This window comes from Paludisphaera sp., assembly GCF_037189885.1.
Taxonomy (GTDB): Bacteria; Planctomycetota; Planctomycetia; order Isosphaerales; family Isosphaeraceae; genus Paludisphaera.
In genome coordinates this window covers 106,663-121,203 of record NZ_JBBCIR010000004.1, presented here as the reverse complement: position 1 = coordinate 121,203, position 14,541 = coordinate 106,663, and the positions used below count along the sequence as shown (strand labels likewise).

Sequence of the window (14,541 nt, the reverse complement as noted above, 5' to 3'; positions counted from 1 at the left end):
AGACCGGATCTGGTGATAAGAATCATGGATCTTCGGATCATCGGCCCGGAAAGTGGCCCGGCGTGGGGGCCGAGGCCTTGGACGCCGCCTTCTTCAGGCGAGCCAGCTCCGCGTCGGGGTTCGGCCCGAGGGCGTGCTGCCCCGCGGTGGCGCCGAAGCTCCTTTCGTCGCGTGGCGACGCGGCCTGGCCCGTGGCCGGGGCGTCGCCGCACCCGACGAGCGACGAGGCGACCAGCACCAGCGCCGCCGCGACGAGCTTGAATCGCTTGAACATCGTGGTTCCCCCATGGGATCGAGCGGAAATGAAACGGGGGCTGAAGAGGAGGCCCCGGAGAGGGACAGGTCGGCGAACCAGAGCAGCGTATCATGAGCTTGACGCGACGGGGAGAAAAAAAACGGACCCGCCGCGTCTTTTCACGGCCCAAGTGGCCGGCCCCCCCGCGACGTGGACGCACGCTACCGAGCGCGATCGCACGCGCCAAGCGGGGCCCATCACTTCTCCCGGGAGAGCCGGGCGGCCAAGTCGCGCTCGAACGCCGGGGGCGAGAGCGACAGCGACCCCGAGATCGGACGCGCCTCGTCGGAGCGGACGACGGTCCCCTGGAAGGTGTCCCACCACTCCACGCGCCATGCGTCGGTCGAGTCGGTCGGGATCGAGAGGGTCAGGCCCTCGCGGCGGGGGGGAGTCGGGCCGTCGTAGGGGTCGCGCCAGGTGCTCCGACGGTCGTGGATCCACAGGACCATGGCGTCGGCGCCGGCCAGGCCGATGGCGTCGACGTCGGGATATCGGCTCGACACGTATCCCGGCAGCGTGATCGAGGGGACGCGCATCCAGTCCCCCTCGGCATTGGCGATGGTCAGTTCGTGCCGGCCCGCGGGGACGTCGACGGTCACGTCCTCGTCGTAGTCGGCCACCCAGATCTTGTAGGGCTCCACGAACTTCGACGACTTCCACGGCCCCTCGCCGGGCCCGCCGGTCGGCAACGGCCGGTCGACGACCGTCTCGCCGTCCAGCGCGACCCTCAGCCGCGCCCGGGACGAGACCTCGCCCACGCGGATCTTGACCTCGCCGGCCTTCGGCATGTCGAGCGTCCAGACGACCTCGGAGTACAGCTCATCCCCCCTCCGCCCCGGGGCGCCGAGCGTCATCGCCACGGGCCCCCCCCGCACCGTGCCGTCGCGGAGGGCTTCGTGGCGATTCGACGGGGTCTTGCCCCAGTCGACGGCCGCCGAATGCCTGATGTCGGCGAAGGTCTCGGGCGCGTCGACGGGGGCCTCGACGGTGATCTTCTCGATGGGCTCCATCGGGGTCCCCGCCCAGTCGACCGCGTCGGCGAACTTGCGGAGGGGCGTCAGGACGTGGTAGACGTCCAGCGGGTGGACGTAGGAATCCCACCACCAGAGCATCGCGGTCCCCGCGCCGCCGGACGCGACCGCGGCCCACGCGCCGTTGTGCATGTTCAGGCCGACCCCCTTCGGATCCCACTTACGGTCGCTCGCCTGCCAGTCGATGCCGAACTCGGCGAGGATGTAGGGCTTGCCGAACCTCAAATGGGCCTGGGTCTCGCGGCGGATGCGCTCGGTGAAATCCAGGACGTTCCCCGCGGTCCCGTACATGTGGGACATCGTGAAATCGACGTTCGGATCTCCCCAGATCGCGGGGGAGCCGTAGCTGGTGCTGACGAGTCGGCGGTTGGGGTCGATCTCCTTCAGATATGCGGCCATCTCCCGCGTCCACGCCTCGACGGCCGGGGTGGGCTCGACCTCGTTCCAGAATTCCCACGCGAACACGAACGGTGAGTGCCCCCAGCGAGCCACCAGATAGTGCAACCGTTGCTTGTAGAGCTTGCGGGCGGTGGGGTCGGTCCAGAAGTCCTCGGGCTTCGCGCAGGGGCCGCCGTTGCGGGCGTTATAGGGGTTGCTGACCCAGCTCCCCTCGTTGAAGAAGCCACCGTCCTTGAACTCGCCGTAGGTGCCGATGCAGTAGACGAGCCTGACGCCGTTCCCCTCGGCGACCCGCAAGACCTCGTCGAGCCGCCAGGCGTTGTCGAGCGCGTAGCGGCCGAGACCCTGGTAAGAGCCGGTCCCCGGCTTGGGCGTCGGCTTCGGGCTCCATTCGAGCCCCTTCTCGTTGAACGCGAGCCAGAGCCTGGCCCAGTTGCCCCCCGCCTTGCCGAGCGCCCCGAACCACGCCTCGTACTCGGCGATCGGCGTCCGCCAGCCCGACCAGCAGACGTTCTCGCCGACGGCGAAATAGGACGAGCCGTCGTCGTGCCGGAAGTATCGCGGCGACTTCTCCGCGACCCGGACGAACCCCGGCGACTTCGAGGCGACGGCCTCGAACGCCATCGGCGCCGCCCGGACCACGCCGCTCGCGTCCCTCGCGCGGAGGACCATCGAATGCGGCCCCGCGACCGTCGGCGCGTACCGGACGCGGAAGCCGGGCTCGCCATCGGGCCGGAGCGACTCACCGCCGTCGCCGCGCTCCAGCCGGAACGGGGCGTGATAATATCCCGGCACATCCACCTTGCGGCCGTCCGGGGTCGTGACCTCGGCGTCGACGGCGATCTGGCCGGGGTCGAAGGGGTTGTCGTGGCGAGCGTGGACGTCGGTGTCGAGGGTGATCGTACCGAACACGTCGACCCGGTCGCGATCGAGCCGCGCCGAGGCGATCGCCAGGGGTCGGTCGTCGGGCGCGGGGGCGCCGCCGGCCTGGGCTTGTTCCCTGGCCAGCGCCCCCGACGGCTCGGCGCGGAGGACCATGCCGAACTGGATCGGCTTGCGCGGCAGGATCTCGCCGCCGCTGGCCTGGAGCATCAGGCGGAACCCATCGCCGCCCCACTTGCGGTCGTCCTGAAGCTGGACGCGATCCCTCCTCGGGTCGATCCTCAGCCCCCCCGCCCCTGGCCGCTCCAGGCCGATCCAGTCGGGCTGGCCGCTCCACTGGATGTACCGGTCGGCGTCGAGCGTCGCCGGGAGCGTGCCGCGGTCGCCCCCCGGGTCGCCGATGAAGTACGCGGTCCTGCCCGCGTGCTCGCCCGCCGCGAGCGTCCCCCCGAGGACGACGGCCTCGATCTCCTCCCCTTCGTCGGGGATGACCTCGTACTCCAGCCGGACCTGGCCCGGCTCGCGGACGACGCGCGCGATCAGCACGCCGGGCATCGGGTCGCGCAGCGGCACGACATGGATGGTCGTCGCGCCGTCCTGTTGGATCGAGACCTCCGCCGGATCCGCGGCGCGCTGGTTCGCCAGCTCCCCGCTCCACCCGGGTTTCACCACCGACACGCCCAGGTCCGTCAGGTACGGCGTCCCGCCCACCGACACCGAGACGACCCCCCGCCCGTCGGCCTCGACGGTCAACTGCCCCCGGGCCGGGGCGACGAGGATGCATAGCAGCGCGACGGTCGGGAGGGTGGGTCGCATGGCGAGACTCCGCCTTCGATGCGAGACGAATCGAGCCAGGGCATGGCGCGCGCCGCGCCGTCGAGGCTCACGGGCTCGCCTCTGGGTTCAATACGGCCAGCCCCTCGCCGGCCGCCAGGTTGCACAGTCGCTGGTCGGCGCACACGAAGGAATCCAGCGGGGCCGCCCAATGCAATTCCAGGGCGACCGCGAGTTGCAAGGCGTCGAGCGTCCGGATTTGTCGAGCAGTCCCGTGATCTCGAATCAACCGTTGAGCCCGGGCGTAATGCGAGGCGCGCATCCTCGCCACACGATACCGCCCACGGGCGACGTGGGACGCGAGGAGTTTACGCAGTCGCTCGAAGCCGCCGGGCGGGATCTCGCCGGTCCGGGTCTTGACCGCGAACACCGAAGTCGCCTCCACCAGCGTCAGCCGCGAGATTACCAGTTCGTTGGCCGGATCGTCGGCGAGTCGATCGACGACGGCCGTTCCCGCCTCGGGATGATAGCGTTTCACGAGAGCGCTGGTGTCGAGGAAGAGTCGCGCCATGGCTCAGAATCGCTCCGCCCGCTCCTCGTCGATGACGAGCCTGGACATCGACCCGCGAATGCTCGCCGTGGCGGCCCGGACCTCTTCCAGGGTCACGGTGTCGTCGGCCTCGCGCTCGCACTGGGCGACCGCGTCATGGTCCAGGAGATGGTCGGGGATCGCGTCCGGCCGAGGGGCAGTCCCACGGTCGGGGGCGGGAGCGTCATCCAGCAGGATGACGCGAACCCGCCGGCCGGCGAACTCCGTCGCGCGCGAGGCCACGTCTTCCCAGGTCCCCTCAATCGTCTTCGGCGACATGGCCGTCTCTCCTTTCGCGCGCCGTGCCGAGAGTTGGACGGACCGACCCGAGGCCCGCCAGGCGCCCGGGCGTCACCACTCCGGCGCGGCGGGCTGCTGCTGGGTGAGGCAGTGGAGCGTGCCCAGGCCCAGGACCAGGTCCAGGCAGTGGATGCCGACGACCTCGCGGTCGGGGAAGAGGTCGGCGAGGGTGTTCAGCGCGACGCGGTCGTTGGGGTCGTTGAACGTGGGGACGATCACGACGCCGTTGGCGATGTAGAAGTTCGCGTAGCTGGCCGGGAGGGCCTCTCCCTCGAACGTCACCGGCGCCGGCATGGGCAGCTCGACGACGCGCAGGCGGTTGCCGTCCTGGTCGCGCGCCGCGAGGAGGCGCTCCAGGTTCTCGCGCAAGGGCTCGTGGTTGGGGTCGGCCTCGTTCGGCTCGACGACCGTGACCACGGTGGACGGGTCGACGAACCGGGCGATGTCGTCGACGTGGCCATGGGTGTCGTCGCCGTGGACGCCGCGGTTGAGCCAGACGACCCGGGAGACGCCCAGGTACTTGGCGAAGATCCGCTCGTACCCCTCGCGCGTCAGGCCGGGGTTGCGCTCCTGGACGTCGCTCAGGATGCATTCCTCGGTGGTCAGCAGCGTGCCCTTGCCGTTGACGTCGATCGCGCCGCCTTCAAGCACCACGCGCCTCGGCTCGCCGTCGATCTCGACGCGGGGGACCCAGCGGCGGAGGCCCGTCTTGCGGGCGATCCGGCGGCCCAGGCGCTTGTCCTCCTGATGGTTGTCGTACTTGGCCCAGGCGTTGAACTTCCAGTTGACCATCGCGACCGACCGGGAGGGCTCCCCCTCGACCCCGAGGGGGCCGCCGTCGCGGACGACGAACGAGGGGGCGGAGTCGCGCAGCCAGACGCGGTCGGTGGCGGCCTTGAAGAAGCGGACGCGCCCCATGTGCGCGCCGGCGGCCTCCAGCATCCTCGACGCCTTCCGCCGCATGGACCAGTCGGCGACGACGATGTTGACCGGCTCGTGCCGGGTGAGGACGCGGACGATCTCCGAGTAGACCCAGGGGGTGGGGGCGAACTTGCCCGGCCAGTCCTCGCGGTTGTGAGGCCAGGCGATCCAGGTCGCCTCGTGCCGCTCCCATTCGGCGGGCATGCGGAAACCGAGCTGATCTGGGGTCGGGGACGGGTTCGGGTTCGGGGTCGTCGGCGTGGTCATGGCGGGGTCCGAGGTTCGTCGCTGTTCGATGGGTTCGACGCGCGGCGCGGGCAACCCGCGCCGCGCGGGATGGCTTCAGTCCAGGAACCGCCGGGTGATCGGCGCGTAGGCGTCGATGCGGCGGTCGCGGAGGAACGGCCAGTTGCGGCGGGTCTCCTCCTGGAGCCGGGGGTCGCAGTCGGCGACGAGGATCTCCTCCTTGTCGCGCGACGCCTTCGCCAGGATGCGGCCGAAGGGGTCGGCGATGAACGAGCCCCCCCAGAACTCGATGCCGCCGTCGGCCGCGCCTTCGTGGCCCAGGCGGTTGACCGCGCCCACGAACACGCCGTTGGCGATCGCGTGGGCGCGCTGGATCGTCTCCCACGCCGAGGCCTGGGCCTCGCCGAACTCGGCCTTCTCGCCAGGGTGCCAGCCGATGGCCGTGGGGTAGAACAGCACCTCGGAGCCCTGCATCGCCGTGAGCCGCGCCGCCTCGGGATACCACTGGTCCCCGCAGATCAGCGTGCCGACGTTGGCGTGCTGGGTCGGGAACGACTTGAAGCCCAGGTCGCCGGGGGTGAAGTAATACTTCTCGTAGAAGAGCGGGTCGTCGGGGATGTGCATCTTGCGATACATCCCGACCATCGACCCGTCCGCGTCCAGCACGACGGCCGTGTTGTGGTAGACCCCCGCCGCGCGCCGCTCGAAGACCGAGCCGACGATCGTCATCTTCGTCTCGCGCGCGATCGCCGCGAGCGCCTCGGTCGTCGGCCCGGGGACGGGCTCGGCGAGGTCGAAGATGCTCGCGTCCTCGACCTGGCAGAAGTATTCCGTGAGGAACAGCTCCGGCAGGCACGCGACGCGCACGCCCTTCGACGCCGCCTCGCGCAGCATCTCGCCCGCCCGGCGCAGGTTGTCGGCCGGGTCGTTCGAGCACCTCATCTGGATCAGCCCCACGCGGAACGGCGGGCGGTTCGCCCTCATGTCTCTCGATCCCTCGTCAGCCAACTCGGAACGGAAGCTCCCACACCAACATCGTAACAGAACGGCCCTCGCGGGGCTAAGATCACCGCCGCCTCCCGGCCGCGGCGGTTGAAACGCGGGGCGCGAGCCGCTACCCTCGTCCGGTATTCCCGTGTCCGACAACACCCGATCGACGAAGGACGACGCCCCGATGGGAGCCGAAGAACGCCTCGCCGCCCTCAAGCTGGAGCTGCCCCCCGCCCCGAAGCCGGTGGCCACCTACGTCACGGCCCTGCGCGTGGGCGAGGGGCTGTACATCTCCGGCCACGGCCCGCTCAAGCCCGACGGCACGCTGATCCTGGGCAAGGTGGGCGTCGACCTGGACGTCGAGGCCGGGGCCGCCGCCGCCCGCCAGACGGGGCTGGCGGTGCTGGCGACGCTCAAGGACCACCTCGGCTCGCTCGACCGCGTCGTCCGGCTGGTCAAGACGTTCGGCCTGGTCAACTGCCCGGCCGATTTCACCGAGCAGCCGAAGGTCATCAACGGCTTCTCCGACCTGATGCGCGAGGTCTTCGGCGAGGCGGGCGTCGGCGCCCGGAGCGCCGTCGGGGCCGGCTCCCTCCCCGGCAACATGGCCGTCGAGGTCGAGGCGATCTTCCAGATCAAGGACTGACGCCGTGGCGGGACGGATGGACGGCTCGCGCTGCCTGGTCGTCGGCGGCACCGGCGGCATCGGCCTGGCGACCGTCCTCCGCTTCCTCGACGAAGGCGCCACCGTCGCCTTCTGCGGCAAGACCGACGCCGAGGTCGACGCCGCCGTCGCCGCCCTGCGCGCCGCCGACTCCCCTGCCGATTTCCACGCCCTGACGGCCGACGCGACCGACCCGGGCGAGGTCGACGGGCTGTTCCGCGAGGCGATCGACCTGCTCGGCGGCCGGCTCGATGTCCTGTTCCACGTCGCCGGCATCAGCGGCCGTCGCTTCGGCGACGGCCCGTTGCACGAGTGCTCGCCTGAAGGCTGGGACGCCGTCCTCGCCGCCAACGCTCGCTCCACGTTCCTGACCAACCGCGCGGCCGTCCGCCGGATGCTATCGCAGCCGATCGACGCTCATGGCCTGCGTGGGACCGTCGTGAACACGGGATCGGTCCTGAGTCGGTCCCCCGCGCCCGACCATTTCGGGACGATCGCCTACGCGGCGAGCAAGGGGGCCGTGGAGGCGTTGACGCTCGCGGCGGCCTCGCGATACGCCCGCGACCGCGTCCGGTTCCACATGATCGCGCCGGCCCTGATCGAGACGCCGATGGCCGCTCGCGCGTGCTCCGACCCCGCCATCCGGTCGTACCTGGCGGCCAAGCAGCCCATGGCCGGCGGCCCCGGCGCGGCCGTCGACGTCGCGGAGGCGGCCCTCTTCCTCTGCGAGCCGGCCTCGCGGTTCATGACCGGCGTCGCGCTGAACGTCGACGGCGGCTGGAGCGTCTCGGAAGGCCGCCTCCCCCCCGCCCCGGAATCCGACGAACCATGACCGAAGACGTCCTCTCGCAATACCTCCGCGCCGCCCGCGCGGGGCTCGACGCCATCGAGGCCACGCAGCTCCCCGCCACGCGCCAGGCCGCCCGGCTGTTCGCCGACGCCATCCTGGCCGATCGCCTGGTCCACGTCTTCGGGACGGGACACTCGCGCATGGCCGTGGAGGAGATGTTCCCGCGATACGGCTCGTTCCCGGGGTTCCACCCGATCGTGGAGCTGTCCATGAGCTTCCACAACCCGGTCGTCGGCGCGAACGGCCAGCGCCAGGCCATGTTCCTGGAGAACGTGCAGGGGTTCGGCCCGGTCCTCTGGCGGAACTTCGCGACCAGCCCGGCCGACGTCCTGCTCGCCGTCTCCAGCAGCGGCTGCAACGCCGTGACGATCGACGTCGCCGCCGAGGCCAAGCGCCTGGGCATGACCGTCGTCGCGCTCACCTCGCTCGCGAACGCGGCCGTGTCGACCTCGAAGCACGAATCCGGGCGCAAGCTCCACGAGATCGCCGACCTCGTCCTCGACCACAAGGCCCCGCCGGGCGACTCGTCGGTCTGGGTCGACGGCTTGGAGACGCCCGTCTCCCCCCTCTCGTCCGTCACCGGCTGCGCGCTCATCAACATGGTGAAGGCGGAGACCGCCCGCCTGCTGACCGAGGCCGGCCGGCCCCCGAAGGTCCTCACCTCCGCCTGCCACCTCGGACCCGATCGCGCGCGAGCCCTGTTCGAAGAGACCTACGACGACTACCGGCGACGGATCGGCGTCCTCTATCGTTGAACACGGCCGGCGAATTCAATGCTCGTGCCACTCATCCTCTCGGGGAGTGGGGCTCAGCCATTGCACGAGATAGGTGATGGCCCGGCCGATGAGGCCCAACACTCCCGCGCACGCGATCAGGATGAGGCCCGTGAAGATCGTCGCGAGCAGGGCGGTCGCCGGGTCCAGCCTCAGCGTGGCGGCGGAATGCCACTGGAGGAGGAAGCACGCCGCGCCAACCCCCGCCGCGCCGGCGAGCAGTTGGGGGATGGGGAAGAACTGGCAGAACGCCACGACGACGCCCCCACGCGAGACGGTCTGGACCGCCCACGGATAGACGTGGCAGGCCCGACGCCCCGCCTCGTGCAGGAGCGCCACCCCAGCCGCCATCCCGAGCAGGCCCCAGCCGTAGGACAGCCAGGCCCCCATGAACGCCGGGAACGGCAGGTTGGCGACGTATACCCACGACCAGAGCGCGACCGGCGGCGTCGGCGCGGCCTTCGCGCGGAACTTCTCGGGTTGTTTCTCCGGCAAGTCATGGAAGTCGGGATCGTAGACCATCGCCATGCCCCCGTTCGCGCGGTCGGTCCCCGGCCTCAATCCCATGCTACCATCGACGTCGCGACGCTTGGCCGCGCAATCCGCGCTCCATGCTCGGCCCGTTCGCCATCGACGGCCGGCTCAAGGAGCCCGCGATTCCGCCAGGAGGCAGACCGCCCGGCCGATCAGTCCCATGGCCCCGGCCCACGCGATCAGGATTAGCCCCATGACGACCGTCGCGACCAGGGCCGTCGCCGGTCCCAGCCTCGTGCCGTTGGCAACATCCCACGGGACGATGAAGAACGCCGCGTCCACCGCCAGCTTCCCGATGATCATATGGATCACGGGATAGAGCTGGACGGCCGCCACGACCACGCCCCCATGCGAGACCCTTCGGATCGCCCAGGGACACGCGTGGCAGGAGCGACGCCCCACCTCGTACAGCAAGACCACCCCCGCGACCAGGCCGGGCAGCCCCAGGCCGAAGGACAGGTCGGCGCCGAAATACGCGGGGAGCGGCAGGTTCGCGATGTAGACCCACGACCAGAGCGCGACCGGCGGCGTCGGCTCGCCCTTCGCGCGGAACCCCTTGGGTCGCTTGTCCGGCAAGTCCTGGAAATCGGGATCGTAGACCATCGTCAGGCCCCCGCGCGGGCGTTCGGTCAGCGACGCCGACGCCATGCTACGCGGCCCCAAGCTGCTTTGCAACACAAAGTCACACGAAAGCTCGAAGCTTTGCCTCGCAAAGACCGTTTCGGAGTCCTCCCGCGCGAGGCCGGGGCCCCGCTTGCGACGTCTCGGCCGGGGGGTCATCATGGCTGGCGGTCCCCCGTCGGGGACCGGACGAGATCGAGACGACCCGGAGACGAGCCATGCTGAAAGTGCTGTGCGTCGCGCCGCTGCTGCTGATCGGGGCCGCCCTGGCCTACCCCGCGTTCGCGACGACCGCCGACGACAAGGCCGAGGGGCCGCCGCTGGCGCACATGGTCTTCTTCACGCTGAAGGACCACTCGAAGGAGTCGGTCGACGCCTTCGTCGCCGACTGCGAGAAGTTCCTCGGCGAACACGAGGGGACGGTCTATTTCTCGGTCGGCCGCCGCGCCGAGGACGTGGAGGAGCCTTCGAGCGTGAAGGACTTCGACGTCGCGCTGCACCTCGTCTTCGCCGACCGGAAGTACCGCGACAAGTACCTCGAAAGCCCCCGGCACGACGACTTCGTCGCCGCCATCAAGGACAAGCTGGAGAAGGCCAGCGTCTTCGATTCCTACCTGTCGAAGCCCTGAGCCGTCGATCGGCGGGGGGCGACGCCTCGGCGTCCCCCCTCAGATCGTCCAGTCGCGCGCGTGCTGCTCGTCGGTCAGATGCGCGATCGTGGTCCGATTCAGGATCTCGACCTGCGACGCCTGGAGTCGATCCCACAGCCGGGCGAGCGCGCCCGGCGTCGAGCGACGCGATGGACGATCCTGGATCGGGTCGCCGTCGATGACCCGCAGGACGTCGCCCAGCGAGATCGACATCGGGTCTCGGGCCAGGCGATAGCCCCCGGACGACCCCCGCGTGCTGGTCACCAGCCCCGCCCCCCTCAGCCGGATGAGGATCTGGGTCAGGAAGGTCTCGGGGATGCCGTAGGCGTCGGCGATCTCGCGGATCGGGACCGGTCGCGCGTCGCCGTGACGATCCGCCAGGGCCATCACGGCCAGGCAAGCATACTCCGCCTTCGCCGAGAGCTTCATCGCCGCCCTCCTGGAACCGCCGGGCGGTCACGACGCCTGGTGCCCGCCCCTCGTCAGTTCCAACAGGGTTCCAGCATCCTCTGGAAGCGCGACGGCGTCGTCGCCGCCAGGGCCCGCTCGTACGCGAGCCGATAGATCGCGGCCCAGGGACCGGACACCGCGAACCCGCCGTTCATCGGCCCGAACCCGGCCGCCGCCGCGTCGAAGGCCGGGAGGGTCGCCGCATGGGCCGGTGCCGCCGGGGGATTGACCGTCCAGTTGATTCGGGACATCCGCGAGACCTCTTCTTACGGGACTCGATCGCCATCTCCACCGCTATATTACCATCCCGATCACGATGGTCAAGTTGAATCTTCGGAATTCCCACTGACTTTAGGGGTATTCGTGTTGGCCGAATCCGAGGCACGTCGATCAGACTGATCGAGAAGGTCATGATGCATCAGGATTCTTTGATTAATTCCTTGCGGCCCGGGGCGCGGCGTGGCTATAAATTCCAGAGTCGGGCGGCCGGTCGCGGTCGCCCCCGGATCGACCGGACGCCGGGCTTCCAACAGAGGGTATCCACGATGACCGCGATGATGATGGAACGGGGCGCGATGGGGATGAACATGGGCATGGGCGGCATGACCTCCGGCGCCGCGATGCCGACGACGCCGCAGTGGATGATGGTCCCCCGCTGCGCGATCATGATGGAGAAGTGCGACGGCGGCATGCGGATGGTCTGCAAGACCGACGACCCGACCTCGGCGTCGATGATGCAGAACCTCTGCGCCATGATGGCCGGCGGCATGTGCTCCTGCTGCATGATGATGAACGGGATGATGATGTGCTGCTGCAACATGGCGATGGCCATGTGCAAGTGCGAGGCGACGGCCGACGGCGTCACCATGACCTGCACCAGCGGCGACCCCGAGTGCGCCAGGATGATCCAGGCCTGCTGCGACTGCATGACGACCATGATGGCGTCGGGCTGCGTCTGCTGCGTCTGCATGAACGGCATGCCGGTCTGCTGCTCCTGCTGAGCCCGGCGGGCCGCCTTCGAAACGCCATGCTCCGGGGCGATCGGCGTGATGATCGCCCCGGAGCATGGCGGGTCCGCGCGGGGGGCGGCCCCCCGGCCGCTCGTCGATCGCGGGCCGATTTCGATCCAGGCCGATGGTCGGCCATGGCGGCGAGGGACGTGGGGCGCGGCTGGATATCCGTGGGCCGGCTCGCGACCCGGCTCGCGAAGGCTCCACGGCTCGCGAGCGCCGGGCTCGACGCGGCCGGCGACGGCGGTCTAGAAGACCATGACGGCGTGCCGGTCGGTCGCCGCGAGCCCGGCGCTCAGATCGTCCAGTCGGCGACGTAGGGGTCGCGCAGCTCGCGGTTCTCCTTGATGAGATCCGCGACGGTCGTCTCGTCGACGACGTCGGCGATGGCCTGGCGGACACGGCCCCAGAAGCCGAAGAACGGGCACTGGCCGGGGTATTCGCACTCCTTCGGCCGTGACTGGCTGACGCAGTCGACCGGCGCGACGGGGCCGTCGATGAACCGGATGATCTGCCCGATGGTCAGATCCTCGGGCGCCTTCGCGAGGAGGTATCCCCCCTCGGCCCCGCGACGGCTGTTGACGAAGCCCCCCCCGCGGAGCTGGCTGAGGATCGCCTCCAGGAACTTGATCGGGATGTGCTGGCGCTCGGCGATCTCGTTGGCCTTCATCGGCCCGGGGCCGCGATGCTCCGCGAGCGCGTAGATGGCCCGCAACGCATAATAACACTTCGCCGATATCGTCATCCCGCCCTCTTCCGCTCGCGACCGCTCGGCCGGCCATCCCCACCCTTTCGATTCTACCCCACCCGCGCGACGCGGTGAATCCCCCCTTGTCCGTCGACTTCGTGGAGATTCATCGAGCGCGACCCTTCCCCCTCTCATTGAACGCGAAAGGGCGGGCGCGGGGACCTCGCCCCACGCCCGCCCCCTGTGGACGACCAACGGTGTTCTCGCCTCGGAGACGTCGGGTCAGTTGGCCCGGCGGCGGCGGGCCGCCATCACCAGCCCGGCGGCGCCGGCGATCAGCCCCATCGCCACGCTGGACGGCTCCGGCACGGCCGGCGTGGGGAGGCCGCGAACCTCGAAGTTGTAGGTCGTCGACGCGCCGTTGAAGCCGAAGGTGATGTTGTCGACGGCCCCCTCGAAGGAGTAACCCGAGCTGGAGCCCACGCCGGAGGAGAACCCGATGATGCTGAGATTGTTCACGGCCGAGATGGCGATCCAATCCTCGAGCGTCATGTTGTAGCGATAGTTCGCCTGGCCCAGATGGGCGATGTCGCCGGTGTACCAGAAGTTGCCTCCGAGCACGTCGCTGGTCGTCCACTCGCCGGTCGGGATGGCCGTGCTGGACGAGCTGGCCGCGTTGGCGAAGCCGTTGTAGATCGGCTCCCAGACCAGGTACCTCTGGTTCGACAGCAGGATGCGAAGGCTCGGCACCTGGGTCGTGCTGTTGCTGGAGGCGCGATACCAGTCGTAGGCGAGCGAGGTCAGCTCGCTGAGGGTTCCGAGGTTGCCGCCGGGCCTGTACTCGATGTCGGCCTTGTTGTTGGTGCCCGATCCGGTCGCGCCGTTGGTCTTGAGGTAGACCGAGCCGTTGCTACCGGCACCCGCGAAGGTGGTGGTGATGCCAACCTGTCCGCCCCTATAGACATTCGTGTAGGACCAGCCGCCCGACAGGGCTTGCGAGTTGGCGAGGGACCCCGGAAGGAACCCCAGTTGGGTGACGCTGTCTCCCGGCGAGGTGTTGTTGGAGTGGATGATGACCGTGCCCGCCGTCGTCGCGCCGCAGCAGCCCAGCACCAGCGCCGCCGCCCACATCATCCGACGACCGCCGCTGACCAAGAAATGCGCCATGTCCGACCCCTTCACCATCAAGCTGACGTTGTAGAGAGGCGATGCATCCGACCCCACTGACCGGTTCGCCCGTCCGTCGACCACGAGACGGACTATAATCCATCAATTTTGGATCACACAGTCATGACTCCATTTATCATCGCGTGATGCCGCGGTCCATCGCCTGGCGCAAAGGGGCATCGCTCGGTAATCTTGGCGATGCGCACGAGGCGCGTCCTGTCACGGCCCGGACCTCGGACGAGGCGGCGATGAGAGGGCGTCGCGCCAGTCGGCGGGCCGCGACGCGGGTGATCCTCTCGCGGGCGTCCATCGACGCCGAAAGGCGGGCGCGGGGGCCTCGCCCCGCTCCCGCCAGGAAGGCGGCGTCGATCTGTCGACCAGGAAGCCCCCGGCTCAGGTCGCCCGGCCGCGGCGGCGATCAGCCCCATCGCCACGCCCGACGGCTCGGGCACGGCCTCGAAGTTGGTTGACCGTGCCGTCGAAGTCGCGAAACCGGCCGTATCCGAGCGTCGTCAACCGATTCAGCGTCCCGCCGAGGAAGCCGCCGGGCGTGTACCAGAGGTCGGCCTTGCCCGTCCCGCTGGCGAGGCTGAAGTAGGCCGAGCGGTTGCCACTCCGAGCGTGCTCCGTGTTGACGCCGACCGTGGCGTCCCGCCGAACGTTGGCGTAGATTCAGCCTGGCGAGGTTGTTGTAGGGAGTCGATGCA

18 protein-coding genes are annotated in these 14,541 nt (G+C 69.7%); 6 read left to right on the top strand and 12 right to left on the bottom strand.

From position 1 onward, the window contains the following. Nucleotides 1-37: 37 nt before the first annotated feature. The 6 genes from WG209_RS01125 to WG209_RS01100 form a co-directional block, all read right to left on the bottom strand. Nucleotides 38-274 (bottom strand): hypothetical protein, encoded by a 237-nt coding sequence (locus tag WG209_RS01125; RefSeq protein WP_337173147.1) that lies wholly within the window; start codon nt 272-274, stop codon nt 38-40. 218 nt (nt 275-492) lie between these two features. Beyond that, entirely contained in the window at nt 493-3,423 is a 2,931-nt protein-coding gene (locus WG209_RS01120; protein WP_337173146.1) for a DUF5060 domain-containing protein, read from the bottom strand. Nucleotides 3,424-3,490: 67 nt separating this feature from the next. Then, complete coding sequence (locus WG209_RS01115; RefSeq protein WP_337173145.1) at nt 3,491-3,952, bottom strand: type II toxin-antitoxin system VapC family toxin; 462 nt, start codon at nt 3,950-3,952, stop codon at nt 3,491-3,493. A 3-nt stretch (nt 3,953-3,955) separates the two neighbouring features. Further along, on the bottom strand, nt 3,956-4,249 hold the full coding sequence (locus tag WG209_RS01110; protein WP_337173144.1) for a hypothetical protein: 294 nt from the start codon (nt 4,247-4,249) through the stop codon (nt 3,956-3,958). A gap of 72 nt (nt 4,250-4,321) precedes the next feature. Then, on the bottom strand, nt 4,322-5,458 hold the full coding sequence (locus tag WG209_RS01105; RefSeq protein ID WP_337173143.1) for an agmatine deiminase family protein: 1,137 nt from the start codon (nt 5,456-5,458) through the stop codon (nt 4,322-4,324). A gap of 75 nt (nt 5,459-5,533) precedes the next feature. After that, nucleotides 5,534-6,421, bottom strand: coding sequence for a carbon-nitrogen hydrolase (locus WG209_RS01100; protein WP_337173142.1), 888 nt, complete (start codon nt 6,419-6,421; stop codon nt 5,534-5,536). A 190-nt stretch (nt 6,422-6,611) separates the two neighbouring features. Between WG209_RS01100 and WG209_RS01095 the strand changes: the two genes are divergently transcribed. From WG209_RS01095 to WG209_RS01085, 3 genes are read left to right on the top strand one after another with little or no spacing between them, the layout of a single operon-like run. Continuing rightward, nucleotides 6,612-7,073 (top strand): RidA family protein, encoded by a 462-nt coding sequence (locus WG209_RS01095; protein ID WP_337173141.1) that lies wholly within the window; start codon nt 6,612-6,614, stop codon nt 7,071-7,073. Nucleotides 7,074-7,077: 4 nt separating this feature from the next. After that, nucleotides 7,078-7,923, top strand: coding sequence for an SDR family oxidoreductase (locus WG209_RS01090; RefSeq protein WP_337173140.1), 846 nt, complete (start codon nt 7,078-7,080; stop codon nt 7,921-7,923). Next, complete coding sequence (locus WG209_RS01085; protein ID WP_337173139.1) at nt 7,920-8,696, top strand: SIS domain-containing protein; 777 nt, start codon at nt 7,920-7,922, stop codon at nt 8,694-8,696. Before WG209_RS01090 ends, WG209_RS01085 begins: the two co-directional genes overlap by 4 nt. 15 nt (nt 8,697-8,711) lie before the next feature. Here WG209_RS01085 and WG209_RS01080 read toward each other — a convergent pair whose 3' ends face one another. Further along, nucleotides 8,712-9,281: a hypothetical protein gene (locus WG209_RS01080; protein ID WP_337173138.1), complete on the bottom strand. Its 570-nt coding sequence runs from the start codon at nt 9,279-9,281 to the stop codon at nt 8,712-8,714. A 75-nt stretch (nt 9,282-9,356) separates the two neighbouring features. Further along, entirely contained in the window at nt 9,357-9,896 is a 540-nt protein-coding gene (locus WG209_RS01075; RefSeq protein WP_337173137.1) for a hypothetical protein, read from the bottom strand. Nucleotides 9,897-10,087: 191 nt separating this feature from the next. On the opposite strand from WG209_RS01075, the gene WG209_RS01070 reads away from it, so the two are divergent. Next, the gene (locus WG209_RS01070) at nt 10,088-10,498 is read left to right on the top strand and encodes a Dabb family protein (RefSeq protein ID WP_337173136.1); all 411 of its coding nucleotides are present in this window, start codon (nt 10,088-10,090) and stop codon (nt 10,496-10,498) included. A 39-nt stretch (nt 10,499-10,537) separates the two neighbouring features. Here the strand turns inward: WG209_RS01070 and WG209_RS01065 are convergent, their stop codons facing one another. Then, nucleotides 10,538-10,948 carry an Rrf2 family transcriptional regulator gene (locus WG209_RS01065; protein ID WP_337173135.1) on the bottom strand — a complete coding sequence of 137 codons (411 nt, stop codon included), beginning with the start codon at nt 10,946-10,948 and terminating at the stop codon, nt 10,538-10,540. Between the two features lie 53 nt (nt 10,949-11,001). Continuing rightward, the gene (locus WG209_RS01060; protein ID WP_337173134.1) at nt 11,002-11,220 is read right to left on the bottom strand and encodes a hypothetical protein; all 219 of its coding nucleotides are present in this window, start codon (nt 11,218-11,220) and stop codon (nt 11,002-11,004) included. A 303-nt stretch (nt 11,221-11,523) separates the two neighbouring features. Here WG209_RS01060 and WG209_RS01055 point away from each other — a divergent pair, with 303 nt between their 5' ends. Continuing rightward, the gene (locus WG209_RS01055) at nt 11,524-11,970 is read left to right on the top strand and encodes a hypothetical protein (protein WP_337173133.1); all 447 of its coding nucleotides are present in this window, start codon (nt 11,524-11,526) and stop codon (nt 11,968-11,970) included. 304 nt (nt 11,971-12,274) lie between these two features. On the opposite strand, the gene WG209_RS01050 is transcribed toward WG209_RS01055, so the two are convergent. Together WG209_RS01050 and WG209_RS01045 are read right to left on the bottom strand one after the other, a co-directional pair. Then, complete coding sequence (locus tag WG209_RS01050) at nt 12,275-12,724, bottom strand: Rrf2 family transcriptional regulator (protein WP_337173132.1); 450 nt, start codon at nt 12,722-12,724, stop codon at nt 12,275-12,277. Between the two features lie 225 nt (nt 12,725-12,949). Continuing rightward, a complete protein-coding gene (locus WG209_RS01045; protein WP_337173131.1) occupies nt 12,950-13,834 on the bottom strand; it encodes a PEP-CTERM sorting domain-containing protein in 885 nt (294 codons plus the stop codon). 472 nt (nt 13,835-14,306) lie between these two features. On the opposite strand from WG209_RS01045, the gene WG209_RS01040 reads away from it, so the two are divergent. After that, on the top strand, nt 14,307-14,432 hold the full coding sequence (locus tag WG209_RS01040) for a hypothetical protein (RefSeq protein WP_337173130.1): 126 nt from the start codon (nt 14,307-14,309) through the stop codon (nt 14,430-14,432). Nucleotides 14,433-14,541 lie beyond the last annotated feature (109 nt).

Coding starts and splice junctions, on each gene's coding strand:
- WG209_RS01110 (WP_337173144.1), bottom strand. CDS start 4,249: ATGTCGCCGAAGACGATTGAGGGGACCTGGGAAGACGTGGCCTCGCGC.
- WG209_RS01100 (WP_337173142.1), bottom strand. CDS start 6,421: ATGAGGGCGAACCGCCCGCCGTTCCGCGTGGGGCTGATCCAGATGAGG.
- WG209_RS01095 (WP_337173141.1), top strand. CDS start 6,612: ATGGGAGCCGAAGAACGCCTCGCCGCCCTCAAGCTGGAGCTGCCCCCC.
- WG209_RS01065 (WP_337173135.1), bottom strand. CDS start 10,948: ATGAAGCTCTCGGCGAAGGCGGAGTATGCTTGCCTGGCCGTGATGGCC.
- WG209_RS01060 (WP_337173134.1), bottom strand. CDS start 11,220: ATGTCCCGAATCAACTGGACGGTCAATCCCCCGGCGGCACCGGCCCAT.
- WG209_RS01070 (WP_337173136.1), top strand. CDS start 10,088: ATGCTGAAAGTGCTGTGCGTCGCGCCGCTGCTGCTGATCGGGGCCGCC.
- WG209_RS01125 (WP_337173147.1), bottom strand. CDS start 274: ATGTTCAAGCGATTCAAGCTCGTCGCGGCGGCGCTGGTGCTGGTCGCC.
- WG209_RS01075 (WP_337173137.1), bottom strand. CDS start 9,896: ATGGCGTCGGCGTCGCTGACCGAACGCCCGCGCGGGGGCCTGACGATG.
- WG209_RS01050 (WP_337173132.1), bottom strand. CDS start 12,724: ATGACGATATCGGCGAAGTGTTATTATGCGTTGCGGGCCATCTACGCG.
- WG209_RS01080 (WP_337173138.1), bottom strand. CDS start 9,281: ATGGGATTGAGGCCGGGGACCGACCGCGCGAACGGGGGCATGGCGATG.
- WG209_RS01055 (WP_337173133.1), top strand. CDS start 11,524: ATGATGATGGAACGGGGCGCGATGGGGATGAACATGGGCATGGGCGGC.
- WG209_RS01045 (WP_337173131.1), bottom strand. CDS start 13,834: ATGGCGCATTTCTTGGTCAGCGGCGGTCGTCGGATGATGTGGGCGGCG.
- WG209_RS01085 (WP_337173139.1), top strand. CDS start 7,920: ATGACCGAAGACGTCCTCTCGCAATACCTCCGCGCCGCCCGCGCGGGG.
- WG209_RS01120 (WP_337173146.1), bottom strand. CDS start 3,423: ATGCGACCCACCCTCCCGACCGTCGCGCTGCTATGCATCCTCGTCGCC.
- WG209_RS01105 (WP_337173143.1), bottom strand. CDS start 5,458: ATGACCACGCCGACGACCCCGAACCCGAACCCGTCCCCGACCCCAGAT.
- WG209_RS01115 (WP_337173145.1), bottom strand. CDS start 3,952: ATGGCGCGACTCTTCCTCGACACCAGCGCTCTCGTGAAACGCTATCAT.